Here is a 20,552-nt window from a genome sequence, read left to right as displayed (position 1 = left end):
CTACCTGATGCTCGTCGCAGATCGATCGCAGACGTCCCGTCTGCTGATCTATCTCGGGACGGTGACGCTGACGAACGGGCGGTGGCCGCGGGGCATCCCGCGGCCACCGCCCGTCGTTCCAGTCGTTCCCGTCGTTCCAGGAGAGCGACGCTCACCGGACGACGGCGTCACCGCGCACGCCGCCCTTCCACGGTCAGCCGATGCGGAGCGGGAGCGTGCGGGGACCGCGGACCTGGCCCGTGGCCCACGTCACCGCCGCCGGGTCCTCCAGACTGAAGTCCGGGATCCGCTCCAGCCAGACCTCGAGCGCGACCCGCAGTTCCATGCGCGCCAGGTGCGAGCCCACGCAGCGGTGGATGCCCAGGCCGAACGCGGCGTGCCGGTTGACCTGGCGGTCGATGACGACCTCGTCCGCCCGGTCGAACTGGGCCGGGTCGCGGTTGGCCGCCGGGAATGACAGCAGGATCCAGTCGTCGGCCTTCATGTCGACGCCGTTCCAGTGCATGTCCTCCTTGACCAGCCGGGCCATCGTGACCGGCCCGTAGGCCCGCAGCAACTCCTCCATCGCGGTCGGCAACAGGGCGGGCTCGGCGACCAGGCGCTCACGGTCGGCCGGTGTCTTGGCCAGGTGCCACAGCGATGCGCCGATCGCGCTCCACGTGGTGTCGATGCCGGCGATGAGCAGCAGCGCCATCGTGCCCGCCACGTGATTCGGCTCCAGCTTCTGGCCGTAGAGCTCCGCGTTGATGAGGTAGGTCGTCAGGTCGTCGCGCGGGTTGTCGACGTGGTCGCGGATCTGCGTGAGCAGGTAGTCGAACAGCTTCTCCACCCGGAGGATGCGCTCCTCGGGCGGGGAGTTGATGCCCTCCAGCGCGTTCTCGACGAATTCACGGAACTGCGGCCCGTCCTCGGGCGGGAAGCCGAGCATGTCGGCGATGACGCGCATCGGGATGTGCTGGGCGTAGTCCCGGGCGGCGTCGATGACGTCCTGCCCCTCGAAGGAGTCGATGAGCGAGTGGCAGAACGCTCGCGTCACCTCCTCCTGCTTGGAGACCGCGGTCTTGGTGAACGCCGGCAGCAGCAGCTTGCGCGCGTCGTGGTGGAAGGGCGGGTCGGAGGAGATCGGCGGCGTACCGCCCACCGGCGCCAGCTCAAGGGGCGGCCGGACGTTGCTCACGATGATCGCCCGCGAGGAGAAGCGCTCGGTGTCGTAGGCGATCGCCGCGACGTCCTCGTAGCGCGTCGGCAGCCAGGCGCCGCCGAACCGCTCGGTGTGCGCGATCGGGCAGCGCTGCCGCAGCTCGTCCTGGATGGGGTAGGGATCGGCGGCCCACTCGGGCTCGGCGTGGGAGAAGTCGGTCGCCCAGTCGGAGACGGGGCCGGTGATGATCTCACTGCGTGGTTCGAGGGGCCGGTTCTGCTGCCTCTCCTGGAAACTCTGGGTGAAGCGGTCGTCGACGGTCATGCCACGCCTCCTTAGAGGATCTCGATCGCTCTTTCCGGACAGTTGGCCAGGGCCAGACGTGCTGCCTGTTCCTGGCCCGGTGGCACAGCCCCGTCGCCGACGACCTGCCCGTAGCCCTCGTCGTCCTCTCCGAACAGATCAGGGGCAAGGTCATAGCAGCGGCCGTGTCCGTGGCAACGCTCAGAATCAATTCGTACTTTCACTATGGGGACTCCGCTCTGTATGCGGTGATGGCGTCGGTGGGACGAGGGCGCCCGCGACGCGGGCGAGTAACGCCGACCATTCCGCGTCGTCGACGGCGTGCAGGTTCGGCGTGATGAGTGCGCTGCCCATTGACAGCAGCAGGCAGAAGTGGGCCAGCGCCTCGGGCGACAGCGCGGGGTCCAGCTCGCCGTCGCTCTGGGCCACGCGTACCAACTCGGCGATCCAGTCGGTTCGCTCACCGACGTAGTCGCGCATCGGACGCGCGACGTCCTCGTCACGGCGGGCCGCGACCAGCGCCTCGACGATGAGATGGCGGGGGGCGTCGCGGCGGCGTGGCAGCCCGCGGCCGATGGCGAGGAGCAACTCCGTGATCGACCGGTCGGGGTCGGCGGCGAACAGGCTGGCCATCAGCTGCCGCCCGTGCGCCCGCAGCGCGGCCACGAGCAGTTCGGCCTTCGAGCCGAAGTGCGCGTACAGCGCGCCGTTGCTCACTCCCGCGGCCGCGGCGATGTCGGCCACGCGCGTACCGTCGTACCCGCGCTCGGCGAAGACCTCGGCGGCCGCTTGCAGCAGGCGTTCGCGCGTCTCAGCGGCGGTGACGCCCGCGATACGTCCCATAGATGAATTAAAAGATTGTTCATTTGATTCGTCAAGACCAAGCACACTCTGTCCGACACCTGTGGGGACCTGCTGCGGCGCTGTCGGTAGGAAACGGACGGGCGTCGTGAAAAAATCCGACCGGCCACCAGGACGGGTAGGGCAGAATGCCTCTCCATGCGGGACAAGCCGATGGGTTTGGACGAAAGCGAACTGATCGCGGCGCTCCGCAGATATTGGGCCGTCGAGGCGAGTTCGGCCGAGTACCTGCCGGTGGGCGCGGGCAGCTATCACTGGTCCGTCTCCGACCGGAACGGGGCCGCCTGGTTCGTCACGGCCGATGATCTGGGTGCCGACGAAGCCACGCGCGAGGAGATCTTCGGTCTTCTGGGGCGGTCGCTCGAAAGTGCGCTGAGCCTTCGGCGTGATGCCGGACTCGACTTCCTCGTCACGCCGATCCCGGCCACGGACGGCGCTGTGCTGCGGCGGCTCACCCCGCGGTACGGCTTGTCGGTGTTCCCGATGGTCTGCGGAACCGCCGGCGACTTCGGCCCGCATCGGCACGAGGACGTGACCGAGATGGTCGGCCTGCTCGCCGAGTTGCATCGGGCCACCCCTGTGGTCGAGCGGCTCGCTCCGCGGGCAGACCTGCGGCTTCCCGGCCGTGACCGACTGCACGAGGCGCTGCGTGACGTCGACCGCCCGTGGACCGGTGGACCGCACGCCGAGCCTGCCCGCGGGCTGCTGGCCGGCCACGCCGGACGTGTCCGGCGATGGCTCGCCGATCTCGACAGGCTCATCGACGCCGTCGGCGACACGGCGACGGGGTGGGTGGTCACCCACGGTGAACCCCATCCGGGCAACGTCATACGGACCGCGAAGGGGATGCGGCTCATCGACTGGGGAACCGTGCAGATCGCCCCACCGGAACGCGACCTATGGATGCTCACCACCGCGTTCACCGACATGATCGGCGCCGATCCCGTCGGTGTCGACGACGAGATATTGGCCGGATACACCGAGGCGACCGGCCGCGTCGCCACGCCGGCGGGCATCGCCCTCTATCGGCGATGGTGGATGCTCGCCGATATCGCCGTCTTCATCGACGATCTCCGTAGACCGCACGGCGAAGGAGAAGACGCCGCCGCGGCGCTGACCTGCCTCACCGGCTACCTCGAAACCACCGACGATTGAACGGTTCATCGCCGATGGCCATCATGCTGACGGAACGCGACCGTGGTCATACCGCGATAATGGCCGACGTGGAAGAGGTCGAGGTCGTCGTCGCCCATTCCGAGCGCGCGACCCTGCGCGTCGGCGACGTGTTCCTGAAGGTCGACGCTGATCAGACGCGCACCGACGTCGAGGTCGAGGCGATGGCCATGGCGCCGATCCCGACTCCGGAGGTCCTGTGGCGGAAGCCGCCCGTGCTCGCGCTCGCCGCCCTCCAGGGGACGGCACTCGGCCGTCTCGGCGAGCCGTCGATCGCGTCGTCGGCGGCGTGGGCCGCGGCGGGTGCCGCCGCACGGATGCTGCACGACGCGCCGCTGCCGCCATGGCCCGGCCGGAGCCTCGACGAGATCGCATCGCACCTCGACGGCGAATGCGAGTGGCTCGTCACGAACGGCGTCCTTCCCACCGACCTGGTCACGCGCAACCGCCAGGTTGCCGAGGCTGCGCTCCGGCCGTGGACACCGGTGTTCACGCACGGCGACCTGCAGATCACCCACGTGTTCGTCGACGGTGACGAGGTCACCGGCGTGATCGACTGGTCCGAGGCGGCCCAGGGCGATGCCCTGTACGACCTCGCCACCTTGACGCTCGGACACGAGGAGCACCTTGGCGACGTCGTCGCCGGCTACGGCGCCCACGTCGACCTCGACGTGATCCGCGCGTGGTGGTCGTTGCGAAGCCTGCTGGCGATCCGCTGGCTGGTCGAGCACGGCTTCGACCCGTCCTCGCCGGGCTGCGAGGTCGACGTGCTGAGATCCCGGCTATGAGGCCGCGCGAGCCCGACGGCCACGAGTGCCGTTCTACCGCATCGAGCGGGCCGTCTTCTGAAGCGCGTCGTCTTCCGGACCGACGAGGTCATGGTCCGCGAAGATCCCGGGCAGCCGGTCGGCGACCTCGGAAGCCACTGATCGCGGCCTCATAGGGAGATGTGTTGATTTCGGACTATCAGCATCGGTTGCGCCAGCATCTTCTGGCTGCTCCCGTCCTCCAGGCCCCGGCGCCCTGGCAACCGGTGCTGGACAACAGAACGCCCATCGGCGGCCTGCTGGGCATCGGCTTCGCCGTCCATCCGGAGAGCGGACGAGATCTGGTCATGGTCGTCTCCAACGACGGCCACGGGCTCTTCGACGCGGTCACCGGCGAGAAGATCACCCGAGATCGTGATCCCGACCCTGACGCCGACACACCCGACGCCTCCCCAGACCTCACCTGCCCCGGGCTCGGGCCGATCGCAGGCACCCGGGTGCACATCGCCGGCCTCTTCGGTGGCGGCCTCCACAGCACCACCCCGGACGGCTGGAGCCTCAACGTCGTCACCCCCGAATGGCCCAATGACCGCGTCCTGCTTTCCGCGGGCGGCGACATCTACAAGGATCCACCGGGAGAAGGCTGGTGGCACGTCTTCCACGCCGACTACTCCACCTTCCGAGCCGCCGGGTTCTCGCCCTCGGGCCGCACCCTCGCCGTCGCCACCAGCAGCGACCTCACCCTATGGACTCGGCCGACCCCCGACTTCCGGCCGCCCGCGTGATCCGTCCTCGGTCCGTGAACGGATCGCGGCCCTCGCGCTGTCATGCGTCCTTGATGGCGGACAGGTCGAACTCGAGCGTGACGGTCTCCGAGATCAGCATGCCGCCGGTCTCCAGGACCGCGTTGTAGTTGACGCCGAAGTCCTTGCGGTTGATCACGGTGCCCCCCTCGAAGCCGACCCGCGCCAGGCCCTGCGCGTCGACCGTGGTGCCGGTGTAGTCGAGGGGGAGGGTGACCCTCCGGGTGACGCCGCGGATGGTCAGCTCGCCGGTGATCTCGAAGCTGTCGCCGTGGAGGTGCTTGACGTCGGTGGAGTCGAACGTGAGGTGCGGGTGGTTGGCGGCGTCCAGGAAGTCACCGGTGCGCAGGTGGTCGTCACGCATGGTGTTGCCGGTGTGGATGCCGGCCGCCTCCAGGACCACGTGAGCGCTGGAGGCGGCGGGGTCGGCGGCGTCGAGGTGGACGGTCGCCTCCTTGACGGGGATGCTGCCGCGGACCTTGGTGACCATCGCGTGGCGGGCGACGAAGCCGAAGCGGCTGTGGGCCGGGTCCACGGTGTAGCTTCCGGTGAGCTCGCTGGGATACATCTCTGCGCTCCATATGTTTCAGTGCTGGAAAATTCAGCGGGACAGTGAATGAGATTCGTTGCGGTGCGCACCCATTGGGTGCGATGTGCCGTGACGCGATGGCTCAACGACGGACAACGCGCCCGGCGCGACTCCGGGCCGGCCACCCGCCTGCCGTCCGACCGTCTGGAACGCGGCCCGCCGGCCTGTGCGGGCCGGCGGGTCCGCGCCCTCACGCGGCGGACGGGCGCGGCCGGCCCGAACCTGCCGGCGGCTCGGTGAGGACGCCTTCCAGCACGCCGGTGGCTTGCCCGACCTCGATGAGGTAGCCGTCCGGATCGCGCAGGTAGCAGCGCAGCTCGACCCGGCGGTCCACCGGCGGGGTGAGGAACTCGGCGCCTTTGGCACTCCACTGCCGGTAACAGGCCTGAATGTCGGCCACGCGGATGTTGAGAAAGCTCGTGGCCGTACTCGGATCGGCGGGAGGACGCAGGGTGACGCCGGGCTTGTCGGAGGTGGGCCCGCCGCCGGTGTTCATGATCAGCCAGCCGTTGGCGAGTTTGACGACACACGGATTTTCGTCCAGCACCACCTCTCCGCCGAGAATGTCGGTGTAGAAGGCGCGGGAGCGGGCCACGTCGGCGACGGTGAGGAAATGTGTGAGCAGCAGCCCGGTCTCCGGGGCCGGGAAATCACCGCGGTGCATGTTGGTCCCCCATCACTGGTCATCGGCGGTTACACCCCTTTGGACCGGACAGCCCGGCACACCGTGACGGGAACGAACGTGATGCCCGTCACTCCTTCTGGCGCCGCGGCGGAGACCGTCCACCAGGAAGTCATTCCGGGTGCCGAGAAGGAGCCGGGCCCCATCGGGTGATCGCCGGGGTTCGATCGTGCCGGACGACGCCGCCGACGAGGCCCGGGTACGGCCGTCGCACCGACGGGTGACTCATGCCGGCCGCCTGACGACCTCCTCGATCGCGGCGCCCACGATGCCGGGGTCCCTGTCGAGCACGTGATCGCCGGGCGCGGTCGCGAACGGTCGACCGGACGGCAAAAACCGCTAGCCAAATTTGCTTAGCTGCTCTAGTTTGGAGGAGTAGGAAAATTTGGCTAGTAAAAGGAGACCGGGATGTCAGTGACCCCCTATGTGATGGTGGACAGCGCGAACGGCTTCCGCGCGTTCATCGAGAGCGCCTTCGACGCGGAGGTTTCCAACGTCGTTCCCCTGCCCACCGACCCCGAGCGGGTGATCCACGCCGAGGCGCGAATCGGGACGGGGGTGCTGTTCTTCGCGGACTCGGGTCCCGACGGCGGGCGGTGCATGCGCTCTCCCGCGGAACCGGTGCACGTCCAGCTCTGGACGACCGTTCCGGACGCCGAGGCGGCCTGGGCGCGGGCGGTCGCCGCGGGCGCCATGCCGGCCATGGAGGTCACGGCCCAGGAGGACGGAAACAGGATGGGCGGCTTCGTCGACCCCTATGGGACGCTGTGGTGGGTCAGCACGCCCGCCTGAGGACAAGCCCGGAGGACACAACAGATGTCGGCGATTCGGTTACTCGTGCTCGGCGCGGTGCGGCGGCGAGGGCGGGCGCACGGTTACCAGGTGCGCGCCGACCTGGAGTCCTGGGGCGCGCACCAATGGTCCAACGCCGCCTCAGGCTCGGTGTACCACGCGCTCAAGACCATGGCCGGGCAGGGGCTGCTGCTCGCGCACGAGACCAAGCCGAGCGTGACGGGCGGGCCGCCGCGCGTGGAGTACGAGGTGACCGACGAGGGTGAGAAGGCCTACTTCACCCTGCTCCATACGGCGCTCACCAGCCGCGATCCACGACTCGACCTGCTCGCCGCGGCGGTCGGCCTCATCGACGACCTCCCCCGTGCCCAGGCCGTCGACCTGCTGCGGCAACGCGCCCGGGTGATGGACGAATGGCGGGCGGGCATCGCCTCGCACCTGCCGCCCGACACCGACCTGGACACCTGGGGCCCGATCGGCGAGGTCATCGGATTGTGGCTGCACACCGCCGACAGCCGCGCCCAATGGACCCACCGGCTGATCCGGCGCCTGGAGGAAGGCGCCTACCGCATGGCCGACGACCCGGCCGACGACGCCTGAACCGGCCGCCCCTCACCTCGCCGGCCCCCACCCGCTCCCACGCCGGGCACCCGGTGCACGAGAGCGACCAGCCAGAACGCCCTCGCACCCGGGTGGGGGCCGGCGAGAAGGGCCCGGTGGTGCCGGACCCTTTCTCCTTCTCGGGATCGAGCTGGATCGAGCGGTTTTTGAGCGGTTTTGAGCGTGATCCGCGCCGGTCACCGTGGCTCAGGCCCGGACACGCTCATCGGCTGTGCGTCGAGTCGCTGTGGTAGTCGGTGTAGGTGTAGGGGTTGTCGAGGATGCTCGTTTCGGGGATGTCGGGGTTCATTCCCTTCTGCCACTGCTCCTCCCCCATCGTCGACCGCAGGTGATCGACCGTCTGCTCGACCTGGCGGCGGGCCGCGGCGAGGTCGACGCCGACCAGGCGGTGCTCATGCTTCACCACGCGACCGTTGACGAGGACGGTGTGCACGTCTCCGCGCTGGGCCTGGAACGCGACGTGGCCGAAGGGGTTGAGCAGCGGGAAGGAGACCGGCGAGTGCTCGTTCTTGATCAGGACGAGGTCGGCCTTCTTGCCGACCTCAAGGCTGCCGAGCTCGTGGGCACGACCGAGAGCGTGTGCCCCGCCGCGGGTGGCCCAGTCGACGACCTGGTCGGCACGCAGGCTGCAGTGCGTGACGGTCTCGCCCTTGGCGTGCGCCTCCATGTGCTCGCGGGAGCGGTCCGCGCCGAGCGTGGTGCGCATGGCGGAGAACAGGTCACCGCTCCACCAGGCGCTGGTGTCCATCGAGAGCGAAACCGGAATGTCGTGGGCGCGAATGGCCCAGGTGGGCGGGTAGCCCTGGCCCGCGCTCTGCTCGCTTTCGGTGGAGACGGAGATGGAGCCGCCGGTGGCGGCGATGCGGTGGTAGGAGTCCGCGGAGAGCGAGGCGGCGTGCACGTACACCGTCTCGGGCCTCATGAAGCCGTGGTCGTACATGAGCCGGATGCCGTCGTCGCCGGTGGCGCCCCACACGCCGGCGTGGGTGGTGACCGCGACGCCGAGCTCGCGGGCGACCTCGAAGGCGGGCTTCTCGGGGAAGGCCGGGTCTCCGGTGACGTCGAACGCGAGCTGGAAGCCGAGCATGTCGTCACCGGTGATGCGGCGGTTGACGAAGTCACGGAACTCCGGCGTGCCGGTCCACTCGGCGGGCGGCTGCTGGATGTTGCCGTAGGCGAGCACGAACCGGCCGGGCACCGACTGCAGCGCGTCGGCGGCGGCGTCGGCGTGCTCGACGCTCTGCAGGCCGTGGGACCAGTCGACGACGGTGGTGACACCGCTGTCGATGGCCTCGATCGCGGCCAGCACGTTGCCGGCGTACACGTCCTGCGGGCGGAAGAGCTTCCCGTGCTCCAGGTAGTACCAGACGAAGTACTGGGTCAGGGTCCAGTCGGCACCGTAGCCGCGCATGGCGGTCTGCCACATGTGCCGGTGGGTGTCGATCATTCCGGGCATGACGATGCCGTCGGTCGCGTCGATCACGACGGTGCCCTCCGGCACCGGCAGATCGGCTCCGACGGCGGCGATCCGGTCGTCGACGACGAGGACGTCGGTGTGCGTGAGCACCTGGCGCCCGTCGTCCATCGGCAGCACCGTGCCGCCTCGCAGCACCACCGGCCGCCCGGGCCCGAACTCGGTCCGCTCGTTCATCGATGAACTCCTCACCATGTGTGCGACCGGTTTGCGCGACGCGCGTCGATCTTCCGGACGGATGTCCGTCAAACGGTCAATTCTGTTCGCTGTTACTTTTATGAGCATCGGCGCCAGTGTCAAGCGTCATCGGGGGTCGACCTTCCTGCCACCGCCGTCTCACGCTGCCGCCCAGGCTCGCCGAGGACGGCAATAAGCCCTCGGAGTGTCCGTGCTCCGGACAGAGGCGCTCAACGAGCTGCCTGCGGGCCGGTGTTCGACCGGGCGCGCCCCGGCCGCCGAGGGGCCTGGGCGGCGAACCTTCTTGACATACACGTCGCATATGCCAAAATCGGATTAACGGATGAATGTCCGCTAGACGGACACAGAGGAGAGTTGTAGATGGCAGACGACGCCACGCCGGAAAGATCGACCGGAGGCGGGCCACTGTCCGGCGTGCTGGTCGCCGACTTCTCCCGGATCCTGGCCGGCCCGTACGCCACGATGCTCCTGGCGGACATGGGCGCCGAGGTCATCAAGGTCGAAGGGCCCGCGGGCGACGACACCCGCACCTGGACGCCTCCGGTACGCGACGAGGTGTCGACCTACTACCTCGGGATCAACCGGGGGAAGCGATCGATCGCCCTGGACCTGCGCGACGAGGCCGACGCCGAGGTGGCACGAGAGCTGGCCCGCCGCGCCGATGTGCTGATCGAGAACTTCAAGCCGGGCGGGCTGGGCAAGTACGGGCTCGACTTCGAGACCGTCCAGAGCACCAACCCCGGCATCGTCTACGCCTCCATCAGCGGATTCGGCTCCGGCGCCGGCAAGGACGTGCCGGGCTACGACCTGATGGTTCAGGCCATCTCCGGCCTGATGAGCCTCACCGGCGACCCGGACGGCCCGCCCTACCGGGCCGGGATCTCGGTGTTCGACGTGATGGCGGGCAACCACGCCGTCATCGGCGTGCTCGCCGCGCTACGACACCGCGACCTCACCGGCCGGGGCCAGCACGTCGAGGTCAACCTGCTGTCCTCGGCGCTGACCGGACTGGTCAACCACAGCTCCGCCTACGTCGCCGGCGGAGTCGTGCCCTACCGCATGGGCAACGCCCACCCGAGCGTGTTCCCGTACGAGCCGCTGCCCACCGCGGACAACGACCTCATCGTCACCGCCGCCAACGACGGGCAGTTCCGCAAGCTCTGCGAGGTCCTCGGCATCCCCGAGATCGCCGACGACCCGCGCTTCGCCCGCAACGCCGATCGCACCGAGCACCGCGAGGAACTGCGCCCCATCCTCACCGAGAGGCTCGCCGAGCGCGGCGCGGTAGAGTGGTTCGAGTTGCTGGTCAAGGCCGGAGTGCCGAGCGGGCCGATCAACACCATCGACGGCGGGTTCGCGATGGCCGAGCGCTTCGGGCTCGCCCCCATCGTCGAGGTCGGCCAGGGCGACCGCGCCATACCGACGACGCGGCACCCGATCACGTTCTCCGAGACACCGGTCGCCTACACCCTGCCGCCGCCCGGACTCGACGAGCACGGCGCGGAACTGCGCACCTGGCTGAGCCGCTCGCAGGAGGACGACCGTGACTGAGCAGACGGAAAACCCCGAACGTATCGACCGGCCCGAGTACCCCACCGCGCTCGGAGCCTCGTCACTGGAATCGATCACCCTGCTCGGCCATGACCTGGCCGACGACGTGATGGGCACGGTGGGATTCGGGGAGCTGGCGTTCTGGCTCGCGACCCAGCGGCGGCCCACGCGGGGAGAGACCCGGGTGTTCGAGGCCGTGCTCGCCGCACTGGCCGACCACGGCTTCACCCCCACCGCGATCGTGACCCGGCTGACCTACCTGTCGGCGCCGGACTCCATCCAGGGCGCGCTCGCGGCCGGGCTGCTCGGCGGCGGATCCCGTTTCCTGGGCGTCACCGAGGACTGCGGCCGGTTCCTGCACGAGGTGCTGGTCTCGCTCGGTGACGCGCCGCCGGGCGACGACGCCGGCTGGGACGCCCTCGCTCTGGAGACCGTACGGGCCCAGCGGGAAGCCAGGAGGTTCGTTCCCGGCCTCGGCCACCACGTGCACAAACAGGGCGACCCCCGCACCCCGCGGCTGATGCAGATCGCACGCGAGGAGGGTCTGTTCGGACCGCACCTGTCGCTGTTCGCCGCGATCGGCCGCGTCCATCCGCAGGTGCTGGGCAAGACGCTGCCGCTCAACGGAGCCGGCGTCTGCGGCGCCGCCCTCGCCGACCTGGGCCTGCCGCTGGAACTGCTGCGCGGCTTCGCCCTGCTCGCCCGCACCGCCGGACTGATCGGGCAGCTCGCCGAGGAGCTACGCCGCCCGGTGGCAAACGAGATCTTCCTGTCGGTCGATCTCAACAACCGCTCCGTCGCACCCGAACCGTACGGCCCCGCCGCCGACGCCACTGGAGGTTCGCATGGCTGAACTGGTCGCGGTGATCGCGTCCACCCATCATCCCTTCTACTACCGCGCCAGCACCGCCACCGGGGAGGACCGTCCCCCGTTCGCGGACGAATGGGTGCGCAAGGTGGAGGCGTTCCGCGAAACACTGACCAAGGCGCGTCCGGACGTGCTGGTCATGGTCGGCTCCGACCATTTCCACCAGCTGTGGCTGGACAACATGCCGCAGTTCCTCGTCGGCAAGGCCCCCTTCTACGACGCGAACTTCTACAACGAGGAGCGCGAGTTCGGCCTGCCGAGGATGCTGCTCACCGGCCAGGAAGACCTCTCGGCCTACGTGCTGCGCGAGGGCCTGGACGCCGGATTCGACCTCGCCTTCTCCAACGAGCTGCGGATCGACCACTCCATCACCTGCCCGATCATCACTCTGCGCCCGCAGAACGACCTGCCGATCGTGCCGATCTACACCAACATCTTCGCCCCTCCCCTGCCGCAGCCGAAGCGGTTCGTGCAGCTGGGGCGCACCATCCGACAGCTCATCGAGTCGTGGCCCGAGAACAAGCGGGTCGCGGTCATCGGCACCGGGCACCTGTCGCTCGAACTCGGCGGGCCCCGCCAGTTCGGGCCGACCGGACCGGACCCGCAGTTCGACCGCAAGGCCGTCGAGTGGATCGCGTCCGGGGACATCGAGGGCTGCCTGGCCGAGGTCACCCTCGACAGCCTCCACCTGCCCGGCAACGCCACCCACGGTTTCATGGACTTCATGCTGATGATGGGCGTCGCCGGCGAGGGGCGGAAGGCCGACTACGTCGACACCTACGACCTGTTCCACACCATGGAGGCCTACTTCACCTGGTACCCGAACGGAGGCCGCTCGTGAGCAAGTATCTGCTGAACAAGTTCCTGTTCACCGTCGACCGCGACCCCGACCTCGTCGAACGCTACCGCGAGGACCCCAGGGCCACGGTGACGATGTGGGAGGACACCTACGCCAACCGCATCCTCAACTGCACAGACGGCGAATCCTCCACCTGGCTGCGGTTCGACGACGTCGAGCGCGAGGCCCTGGCCACCCATGACTACCCGGCCCTGTTCGAGCTGGGCGCGCACCCGTTTCTGACGCTCACCCTGTTCATCGCCATGTTCGAACGCGATCACGAACCGCTGGGCTTCCAGACCGAGTACGCCCGGCGGCTCGGCCACATGACGCTGCCCTACCCCGACATCGCCACCTGAGCCGTACGCGCCGCGCGGATCCACCGGCCCGGCCGGCCGCTAACCGGTGATCTCGCTGTGCGGCCTGGACTGCCACAGCGCCCACTCGGCCGAGATGTCTCCCGCCGTACGCAGGAGGTGGGGCAGGTGCTTGTCGACGAGGGTGTCGAGACTGGTCTCCGCGGCGTGCACGGTGACGTTCATCGCCGCGCGTACGGTTCCGCTCCCGTCACGGATCGGAACGGCGACCGAGCGCACGCCCGGCGCGAGCTCCTCGTCCGCCAGCGCCCAGCCCCGAGCGCGCACCGACAGGAGCTCCGCCTCGATGTCCTCCCAGGCGCGCGGCGGGAACCCGGGAAGACGCGACCGGCTGGGCTGGGCCAGCACGCCCTTGAGGGCGCCGGAGTCGAGGGCGGCCAGGAGGATCTTGCCCTGCGAGGTCTGCAACGCCGGGAAGCGGGTGCCCACCTCCACCCGGAGTGCGATGATCTTGGGTACCGAGACCCTGGCGACGTAGACGATGTCCGATCCGTCGAGCTGCGCCATGGAGGAGGATTCGCCGACGACCCTGACCAGCTGCTCCATGTGCGGGCGGGCGATGTCCCACAGTCCGAGTGAGCTCACGAAGGCGACGCCCAGGCTCAGCACGCGCGGGGTGAGCGTGAACTGGCCGCCGTGGGAGCGGACGTAACCGAGCTCTTCCAGCGTGAGCAGCAGCCGCCGGGCCGTCGGCCTGGCCAGGTTCGCCGCGGCGGCCACCTCGCTGAGGGACATCCGAGGCCGCTCCGCGTCGAAGCACAGCAGCACGTCCAGCCCGCGAGCCAGCGCCTCGACGAAGTCCGGGCCTTCTCCTCGTCCCGCCATCTAAGGTGTCCTCCATGCTCCAGGCCGCGGTCAGGTGACCGAAATGTTGCCCCTGCCGCGCTGACAAGCCTATTGGAAGGCTGAAAGAAACCCCGACAGCGCCGTTTTTCCTGCCCGGCGCCCCGTCGGCCGTTACGCGTACACATGTTCGCCGATGGCCGTGGCCTGCCGGTCTCCCGCCGGGTCAGCCGGCGGGGGCGGGTACCGGGGCCTGCTCGGCGTCGAACAGGAAGGCCCGCTCGTCAGCCGGCAAGAGGAAACCCTGCGCGACGAGCTTCCTGGTCGCCGCGGTGAACGCCCGCATGTAGGCGGAGTGGGTCGGATAGAGCTTGGCCAGCGTCGCCGCGTCGAACGGGACGGTCTTCCCGAAGAGACGGCAGAACGCCGAGATCGGGCTGGCGTCGGCCGCCGTGTTGCCCACCCCGCTCAGCGTCGCCGTGGGTACCTCCAGCTGCGGCAGCCGGATCCCGCCCAGGCCGTTGCCGAAGCCGTCCCTGGCCACGTCGGTGCCCTCCGCGTTGATCTGCATGCGCGGAGCCGTCGGCGGCAGCTTGCCCGAGACCACCCAGTTCCGCAGGGCGGCGAAGGCGGTGTCGAACACATAACTCTGAGGAGCGGTGTTGCGCTGCGAGGTGCACGCCGGATCGACCGACTGCGGAGTCTGGCGATGCCCCTGATACCCCATGAAGACCAGGATGTCGTCGTCCACGTGGGCGGTGCCGGCCACCTCCCACAAACGGTGGAACCTGTCATCGGGCTGCCGTGCCGGAAGGTGGCCCAGCACGTCGGTCTCGGTCTCGAAGTTGAGTACCGGCCGGGGCAGGTCGGTGCGCAGGAACGTCGGCGCGGGCGGCCGCAGCGTGCCGGACAGGGCGGCCCCGGCGGCGCCGTTGCTGTGGATGAGGTAACCGTCGTAAACCTTCGCGGAGGGCGCCACCGCATTGACATAGGTGGTCATACGCCCCGCGGACTGCGACTCGCCGTCGGCCAGCAGATGTCTGGCGCGCAGGCCGCGCAGAGGGCTGCCCGGGCCGGTCGAACGGAGTGCCTGACCCGCCTGGCTGAAGATGTCGTAGGAGTAGTCGTCGGACGGGCTGGTCAAGGAGCCGTACCTCTCGGGGTCCCACGCGGTGAGGGCGTTGAGGCCGACGATCTGGGCGGTGACGCCGACATAGGCGAAGCCGTCGCGAAGAAGCTGGTTGTGCCCGTAGTTCCAGTCGACGTCGATGTCGCGCCCCGCGGTGACGTTGAGCCACTCGACGACGACCGTGCCGTTGAACTTCTTCGGATCGATGGGCGCCCGCACCACCATCCGGGACTTGTAGGGCGCCGGTGACCCCTTCCGTACCTGCCATCTGCCGTCGCCGCTCAGCGGCTGATCCGAGGTGAAGGTGTGGGCGGTGCCCGAGAAGAAGTACTCCCGCTCGGCATACCCGTGCGAGCGCAGGTCGACCGCCGAGGAGGTGAACGGGAAGCCGTGGGTGCCCCCGGTCACCGGGCCGCTGACGGTGGGCGAAGCCACCGCCCCCGGCGTCGCGCTCTTCGAGGAGGCCGCCGGCGCGCCCGCCGCGGACGCCGAGCCGGCGCCTGTGGCCATGAACGCCGTCACGGCGACGACCACCCCCGCGGTCCGCCACCCGGACCACCGGGAATGCCGTCGGCGGCCACCGGACCTCGACGAAGGTTCGATCGAGCAGGCCATGAGAAGTACCTCCAAAGAAAGCTCCGGGAGGCCCGCGCGCAGGCGGGGAAACGTAAGGCGCGACCATGGTGCGTAGACGTTACAGAGCTTTCCTCTGGTAGATCCTTCTGTCAATGGATCTGTAAGCACGATCGCCGGCCGGCCGGACACACCGGAACGCGATCCTGCGGACTGCGCCGCGCGTTCGACCGCATACCGTCGTCCTCCGGCGCCCGTGGGGTCAGCACCCCGGAGACCGCCCCGGCCCCGACCGGCGTCCCCCTCCGATCGCCCCTGCGGAGAACCACGACGAGCGACGCCGATCGGGGTAGCCCGATCGGCGTCGCTCGCGTCTCGACTCGACGGTCAGTCGCTACCGCTTGCCGTACTCACCAGTGGTGGTGATGGAAGCCGTGGTAATGGAAATGACCATAAGGGTTGTAGTGCGGATAGCCGTAGTGACCGTGATGGAAGTGGCCATGGTGATGGTGGCCATACGGACCGTAGGGATCGTGATAGCCGAGGCTACCGGCGTTCGAAAGTGCGGACACCGAAACGGCTTCCTGGGTCACCGCGCTCGCACCGGCGGACTGAGCTGACATCGTCACGGCGACGATGAGACTGGAAGCCGCCAATGTTCCGGCGGCGATAGCGTGCTTCAACATGAAAATCGTTCCATTTCTGATGGTCGAGCCCATCCTGATGCCTGGGCCTATAAAGCGTCGACCCGATTTCCCGGACATACATGGAATCGACGCCATGTAAGACGCTAGTTGAGTGCTACCTGGACAATCACTCGGAAAGAACAAAGCCCCGGCCCGGGATTGTCACAGAAAAAGAAAGGCGGGGGGGTTACCCCGAAAAGGAGTGACCCAACCGGGAAGACGGCGGCCGGACCTTCGATAACGTCGCCGGGAGCGTCCTTGCCATGACCTCCGTGATCCGGTGCGACGACAGGCCCGATGCGCGGGAGAGACCATGACGGATATCGGGGGACCCCGTCCCGCGGATCACCGGAGATCCGCATCCGGGCATCCGCGGTTAATACGCGCGGCGACATCGATCGGCAGGCCGGTCAGATCGCCGGGACGACCCACGCGGTCAAAGCGGGACACCCGGAGATGGAGCTCACCGTATTTCCAGGGTAAAGCGCACAGGGCCTCGACACCCAAAAAATGACGTGCCGATGAATTCCTCTACGACGGCAATCATTGATCGAATCGAGTTCGTGCCGGGAGAAACCCACGCTCAGCCAAAAAGAGCCACATCGACCGCCGCGAGCGTTCGTGCCCGGGGTCTCGGCCGGCCGACGGCACGGCGCCCCCGGCAGCCGAAATCAGCTGATCGCCGCTTCGCCCGCGCCCTGGCCGGCTCCGGGCAGTGCTCTCGGTTGCCGTTCGTCACGGTGGGGAACGGCCGGCCGGCGCGAGTCCGATGCCGCGTCGATCACCTCGTCCAGGACGTCACGGGAGCGGACCAGGTCGGCCATCATCCGATCGATGCGGTCCCGTTCCGCGATGAGGTCGTTGACCAGCCGCGAGGTGGCGATCTCGGACGGGCCGCCGTCCGCGTCCCGCATGCAGGGGAGCAATTGCGCGATCTTCTTGCTGTGCAGTCCCGCGGCGAAGAGCTCCTGGATGCGGATGACCCGGTCGACCGCACGGTCGGGATAGTCGCGATGACCGCCCAGGGTGCGCTCGGCCGTCAGCAGCCCCTGCGTCTCGTAGTAGCGCAGCGAACGCTCGCTCACCCCGGTACGTTTCGCCAATTCGCCGATCCGCATTCCTCACCTCGCACACCGGATCCGGACTTGAATCTGACATTGATGTTAACTCCTACCGTGCCTGCATGACGAGCACACCGGTTACCTCCCGCCTGTTCGAAGCCACCCACCTCGGCACCCTGCGCCTGCCCAACCGGCTGGTGATGGCGCCGATGAGCCGCAACCGCGCCGCCGACGACGGCGTCCCGTTGCCGATCATGGCCACCTACTACGCCCAACGGGCCTCCGCGGGACTGATCATCGCCGAGGCCACCACGCCGAACGCCGTGGGGCAGACCTATCCCAACATCCCCGCGATCCACAACCGGGCGCACGTGGCCGGATGGCGACGGGTCACCGACGCCGTACGCGCCGCGGGCGGCCGGATTTTCCTGCAGCTGGAGCACGGCGGCCGGATCGGTCACCCCGACAACAGCGGGCTGATGCCGGTCGCGCCCTCGCCGGTCCCGCTCCCGGACACCATCTTCACCCCCGGCGGGCACCGAGCCTCGGTGGTGCCACGTGAGATGACCGTCGACGAGATCGGCTCCACCGTGGCCGACTTCGCCACCGCCGCCCGCAACGCCGTCGACGCGGGCTTCGCCGGAGTGGAGGTGCACGCCGCCAACGGCTACCTCATCCAGCAGTTCCTGGCGCAGGGCACCAACCACCGCGCCGACGCCTACGGCGGCTCCGTGACCGGCCGCATTCGCTTCGCGCTCGAGGTGGTCCAGGCCGTCGGCGACGCCATCGGCCCCGAACGGACGGGCCTGCGCATCTCCCCCGGAACCACCGTCAACGGCATCCGCGAGGGCGACACCGACAGCATCTACCCGGCGCTCATCGGCGCGCTGGCCGACAAGGGCCTGGCCTACCTGCACGTCGTCTCCGCCGACCCGGACCGGCTTCTGTTCCGGAGGATCCGCGAGGACTGGCCGGGCACACTGATCGCCAATCCGATCCTGCCCTGGCCGGGACCGCTCCCCGCCGACGGCGGCAGGCACGAGGGCGAGCGGCTGCTGGCCGCGGGAGCCGACCTGATCTCACTCGGCCGCGCGTTCCTGGCCAACCCCGACCTGGTCGAACGGCTGCGCGCCGACGCACCGCTCAACTCGGTGCGCGACAGGGGCCTGATGTACACGGGCGGGGAGACCGGGTACACCGACTACCCGGTGCTGGCCGTCGACCGCGACATTCGGATGTCCGAACCGGCCGCGCCCTGACCACCCGGGCCATGGCCGCCGTGTCGTCGCCGGGCGGGACACGTCCGTCAGCGGCCGGCGGGTCTGTTCCCGTCACGTCGGCCACGACGTCGCCGGCGACCGGCCCCGGCGCGGGACGGCGCCCGGCCGCGGACATTCCCGCCGTCCGCTCCACGGTGACGGGCCCCGCCGGCCCGCGCGAACACCCCGATTCCATGTGCACGGAACGGCGGCTCCAGATTGCCGGAAACACCCGTTGACACCGTGGTTCGGGAAGATCAACCTTGTGGCGTGAATTCTGACGGTGCGACCTTTCCGCGAACCGATCCTGAGCGGTTCCGTGCCGAGATCGACGATCCGGCCCCGGTGTCACCCGTGCGGCCGCCGGCCGAGACGGAAACAACGGTGGACGACACGCCGCGGCGCACGGCCGTCGTGGAGTTCGCCGGAGCCCGGGGCGGCGTGGCCCCGCTCAGCTGGGGACAGGCGTCGATCTGGCGGCTGACCACCTGGCGGCCCGACGGCGACCCCTACTTCAACATGCCCTGGACACTGCCCGTCTACGGCAGGCGAGACCTCGACAGCGTCCTGCTGGCTCTGCGCCGCCTCTTCGAACGGCACGAGAGCCTCCGGACGAACTTCCGCCGGACCCCCGGCGGCATGGTCCAGCACGTGGCGCGCGAGGGACGGCTGACGGTCCGGCTCGTCGACGGCGGACCCGCCAAGCCGCTGACCACCGCCCGGAGGCTGGCCGCCGACCTGGCCTCCACCGCGTTCGACTACGAGACCGCCCTGCCGGTGCGGTGCGCCATCGTGACGATCGGCGGCCGGCCCCGCGCCGTGGCCTTCGGCCTGTCCCACCTGGCGGCCGACGGAGGGGCACTGGACCTGCTGGCGGCCGACTGGCGCAGCCTGCTGGCCGGGAACGACCCGCCCGAGCCCACCTGGCAGCCGATGGACCAGGCCACCTTCGAACGCGAGGGGCCGGGCGCGGTACGCGGGGAGAGAGCGTTCCAATACTGGCGGGCGACACTGGAGAAAGCGCCCAGATCCCTGTTCGACTACCCCCCATATGCGCCTGAATCGCCCAGGTACATCCGGGTCCTCATGAACTCGGTCGCGCTCGGCGTCGCCGCCGAGACGCTGGCGGCACGCTGGTCGGTCAGCGCGGCCAGCGTGCTGACCACGGCGAGCGCCGTACTCCTGTCCGCCCTGACCGGACATCGGAGGATCGTCATGCAGCTCATCGGAGCCAACCGGCACGATCCCCGGATCGGCGTCCTGATGGGCCCGGCCGCGCAGGACGGAATCTTCGCGCTGGACCTGCCCGGCGGGACCTTGGCCGAGGTCACCCGCATCGGTCACCGCCAGGCGCTGACCGCCTACCGCCACGCGCACTACGAACCGCTGGGGCTGATGGCGATGCGCGAGGAGCTCGGCCGCGAACGGGGCGGGCCCATCGACCTGTCGGCCTATTTCAACGACACGCGAAGCGGCGGCGAATGGCCCGAGCTTCCCACGGTGGAGCCATCGGGAGACCCCGCCGCGATCGCCGCTCTCACCGGGCGCACCACGTTCGCCCCGGCGGGCTCCTGGGATCACGTGGACGCCACGGCCCAGTTCGTCACCGGCCAGGCCCGGCACACCTGCGAGCTCCACCTGCTGGCCGACACCGCCTACCTGCCCCGGCCCACGGTCCACACGCTGCTCCGCGGGATGGAGACCCTGCTGGTGCGCGCCGTCGCCGAGGACGTACCGCTCGACGCGGTCGCCGGGCTGTGCGGCATCACCCCGATCGAGCGCCCTCCCGGATGGGAACGTTCCCAAACCGGCCCGGCCGGGGACACGGAGCAGGCGCCGGCCACGTCCGGGCCGGTCGTGGCCGAGGTGGCCGGCGGGTGAACCACCGCCCCTCCCTCGGCTGAGGGATCGAGGCGCCACTCCCCCGGCGGACCCCGCCGGGGGGAGGGAAACGCGCCTTCCGGATCGAACCGGTCCCCGTGACGCCTCCGTACCGGACGGCCGGTCGCCGAAGGCCACCGGG

21 protein-coding genes are annotated in these 20,552 nt (G+C 69.4%); 11 read left to right on the top strand and 10 right to left on the bottom strand.

Annotation, left to right across the window (positions count from 1 at the left end; translation table 11 throughout):
• Positions 1-193 precede the first annotated feature (193 nt).
• From J2853_RS09490 to J2853_RS09480, 3 genes are read right to left on the bottom strand one after another with little or no spacing between them, the layout of a single operon-like run.
• Complete coding sequence (locus tag J2853_RS09490) at positions 194-1,465, bottom strand: cytochrome P450 (protein WP_307556616.1); 1,272 nt, start codon at positions 1,463-1,465, stop codon at positions 194-196.
• Positions 1,466-1,476: 11 nt separating this feature from the next.
• On the bottom strand, positions 1,477-1,668 hold the full coding sequence (locus J2853_RS09485) for a ferredoxin (protein ID WP_307556615.1): 192 nt from the start codon (positions 1,666-1,668) through the stop codon (positions 1,477-1,479).
• Positions 1,652-2,287 carry a TetR/AcrR family transcriptional regulator gene (locus tag J2853_RS09480; protein ID WP_307556614.1) on the bottom strand — a complete coding sequence of 212 codons (636 nt, stop codon included), beginning with the start codon at positions 2,285-2,287 and terminating at the stop codon, positions 1,652-1,654. Before J2853_RS09480 ends, J2853_RS09485 begins: the two co-directional genes overlap by 17 nt.
• Before the next feature lie 171 nt (positions 2,288-2,458).
• On the opposite strand from J2853_RS09480, the gene J2853_RS09475 reads away from it, so the two are divergent.
• From J2853_RS09475 to J2853_RS09465, 3 genes are all read left to right on the top strand, one after another.
• Positions 2,459-3,460, top strand: coding sequence for a phosphotransferase family protein (locus tag J2853_RS09475; protein WP_307556613.1), 1,002 nt, complete (start codon positions 2,459-2,461; stop codon positions 3,458-3,460).
• A gap of 68 nt (positions 3,461-3,528) precedes the next feature.
• A complete protein-coding gene (locus J2853_RS09470; RefSeq protein WP_307556612.1) occupies positions 3,529-4,266 on the top strand; it encodes a phosphotransferase in 738 nt (245 codons plus the stop codon).
• A gap of 164 nt (positions 4,267-4,430) precedes the next feature.
• Positions 4,431-5,030, top strand: a complete 600-nt coding sequence (locus tag J2853_RS09465; protein WP_307556611.1) for a hypothetical protein — start codon at positions 4,431-4,433, stop codon at positions 5,028-5,030.
• A 40-nt stretch (positions 5,031-5,070) separates the two neighbouring features.
• Here the strand turns inward: J2853_RS09465 and J2853_RS09460 are convergent, their stop codons facing one another.
• A complete protein-coding gene (locus J2853_RS09460; protein ID WP_307556610.1) occupies positions 5,071-5,616 on the bottom strand; it encodes a YceI family protein in 546 nt (181 codons plus the stop codon).
• A gap of 211 nt (positions 5,617-5,827) precedes the next feature.
• On the bottom strand, positions 5,828-6,301 hold the full coding sequence (locus J2853_RS09455) for a VOC family protein (RefSeq protein WP_307556609.1): 474 nt from the start codon (positions 6,299-6,301) through the stop codon (positions 5,828-5,830).
• Between the two features lie 426 nt (positions 6,302-6,727).
• On the opposite strand from J2853_RS09455, the gene J2853_RS09450 reads away from it, so the two are divergent.
• Together J2853_RS09450 and J2853_RS09445 are read left to right on the top strand one after the other, a co-directional pair.
• Positions 6,728-7,111 (top strand): VOC family protein, encoded by a 384-nt coding sequence (locus J2853_RS09450; RefSeq protein WP_307556608.1) that lies wholly within the window; start codon positions 6,728-6,730, stop codon positions 7,109-7,111.
• Between the two features lie 24 nt (positions 7,112-7,135).
• A complete protein-coding gene (locus J2853_RS09445) occupies positions 7,136-7,711 on the top strand; it encodes a PadR family transcriptional regulator (RefSeq protein WP_307556607.1) in 576 nt (191 codons plus the stop codon).
• Between the two features lie 223 nt (positions 7,712-7,934).
• Here J2853_RS09445 and J2853_RS09440 read toward each other — a convergent pair whose 3' ends face one another.
• Positions 7,935-9,383, bottom strand: a complete 1,449-nt coding sequence (locus J2853_RS09440; protein ID WP_307556606.1) for an amidohydrolase family protein — start codon at positions 9,381-9,383, stop codon at positions 7,935-7,937.
• Positions 9,384-9,764: 381 nt separating this feature from the next.
• On the opposite strand from J2853_RS09440, the gene J2853_RS09435 reads away from it, so the two are divergent.
• The 4 genes from J2853_RS09435 to J2853_RS09420 are packed head-to-tail and all read left to right on the top strand — an operon-like array spanning position 9,765 to position 13,020.
• Positions 9,765-10,955 carry a CaiB/BaiF CoA transferase family protein gene (locus J2853_RS09435; protein WP_307556605.1) on the top strand — a complete coding sequence of 397 codons (1,191 nt, stop codon included), beginning with the start codon at positions 9,765-9,767 and terminating at the stop codon, positions 10,953-10,955.
• Complete coding sequence (locus J2853_RS09430; protein ID WP_307556604.1) at positions 10,948-11,808, top strand: citryl-CoA lyase; 861 nt, start codon at positions 10,948-10,950, stop codon at positions 11,806-11,808. Before J2853_RS09435 ends, J2853_RS09430 begins: the two co-directional genes overlap by 8 nt.
• The gene (locus J2853_RS09425; RefSeq protein ID WP_307556603.1) at positions 11,801-12,664 is read left to right on the top strand and encodes a DODA-type extradiol aromatic ring-opening family dioxygenase; all 864 of its coding nucleotides are present in this window, start codon (positions 11,801-11,803) and stop codon (positions 12,662-12,664) included. The genes J2853_RS09430 and J2853_RS09425 overlap by 8 nt, the downstream gene beginning before the upstream one ends.
• A complete protein-coding gene (locus tag J2853_RS09420) occupies positions 12,661-13,020 on the top strand; it encodes a hypothetical protein (RefSeq protein WP_307556602.1) in 360 nt (119 codons plus the stop codon). The genes J2853_RS09425 and J2853_RS09420 overlap by 4 nt, the downstream gene beginning before the upstream one ends.
• A gap of 39 nt (positions 13,021-13,059) precedes the next feature.
• On the opposite strand, the gene J2853_RS09415 is transcribed toward J2853_RS09420, so the two are convergent.
• The 4 genes from J2853_RS09415 to J2853_RS09400 form a co-directional block, all read right to left on the bottom strand.
• On the bottom strand, positions 13,060-13,863 hold the full coding sequence (locus J2853_RS09415) for an IclR family transcriptional regulator domain-containing protein (RefSeq protein WP_307556601.1): 804 nt from the start codon (positions 13,861-13,863) through the stop codon (positions 13,060-13,062).
• 184 nt (positions 13,864-14,047) lie between these two features.
• Positions 14,048-15,484, bottom strand: coding sequence for an alpha/beta hydrolase domain-containing protein (locus J2853_RS09410; RefSeq protein WP_307556600.1), 1,437 nt, complete (start codon positions 15,482-15,484; stop codon positions 14,048-14,050).
• Between the two features lie 449 nt (positions 15,485-15,933).
• The gene (locus J2853_RS09405; RefSeq protein WP_307556599.1) at positions 15,934-16,242 is read right to left on the bottom strand and encodes a hypothetical protein; all 309 of its coding nucleotides are present in this window, start codon (positions 16,240-16,242) and stop codon (positions 15,934-15,936) included.
• A 638-nt stretch (positions 16,243-16,880) separates the two neighbouring features.
• The gene (locus J2853_RS09400; protein WP_307556598.1) at positions 16,881-17,327 is read right to left on the bottom strand and encodes a MerR family transcriptional regulator; all 447 of its coding nucleotides are present in this window, start codon (positions 17,325-17,327) and stop codon (positions 16,881-16,883) included.
• Between the two features lie 65 nt (positions 17,328-17,392).
• On the opposite strand from J2853_RS09400, the gene J2853_RS09395 reads away from it, so the two are divergent.
• A complete protein-coding gene (locus tag J2853_RS09395) occupies positions 17,393-18,529 on the top strand; it encodes an alkene reductase (RefSeq protein ID WP_307556597.1) in 1,137 nt (378 codons plus the stop codon).
• A gap of 384 nt (positions 18,530-18,913) precedes the next feature.
• Positions 18,914-20,410 (top strand): condensation domain-containing protein, encoded by a 1,497-nt coding sequence (locus J2853_RS09390; protein ID WP_307556596.1) that lies wholly within the window; start codon positions 18,914-18,916, stop codon positions 20,408-20,410.
• The last annotated feature ends 142 nt before the right edge of the window (positions 20,411-20,552 follow it).

The sequence above is a fragment of the Streptosporangium lutulentum genome (assembly GCF_030811455.1).
GTDB classification, from domain to species: domain Bacteria; phylum Actinomycetota; class Actinomycetes; order Streptosporangiales; family Streptosporangiaceae; genus Streptosporangium; species Streptosporangium lutulentum.
The sequence above is the reverse complement of the archived record's forward strand: the minus strand, read 5'-3'. Positions and strand labels throughout refer to the sequence as shown.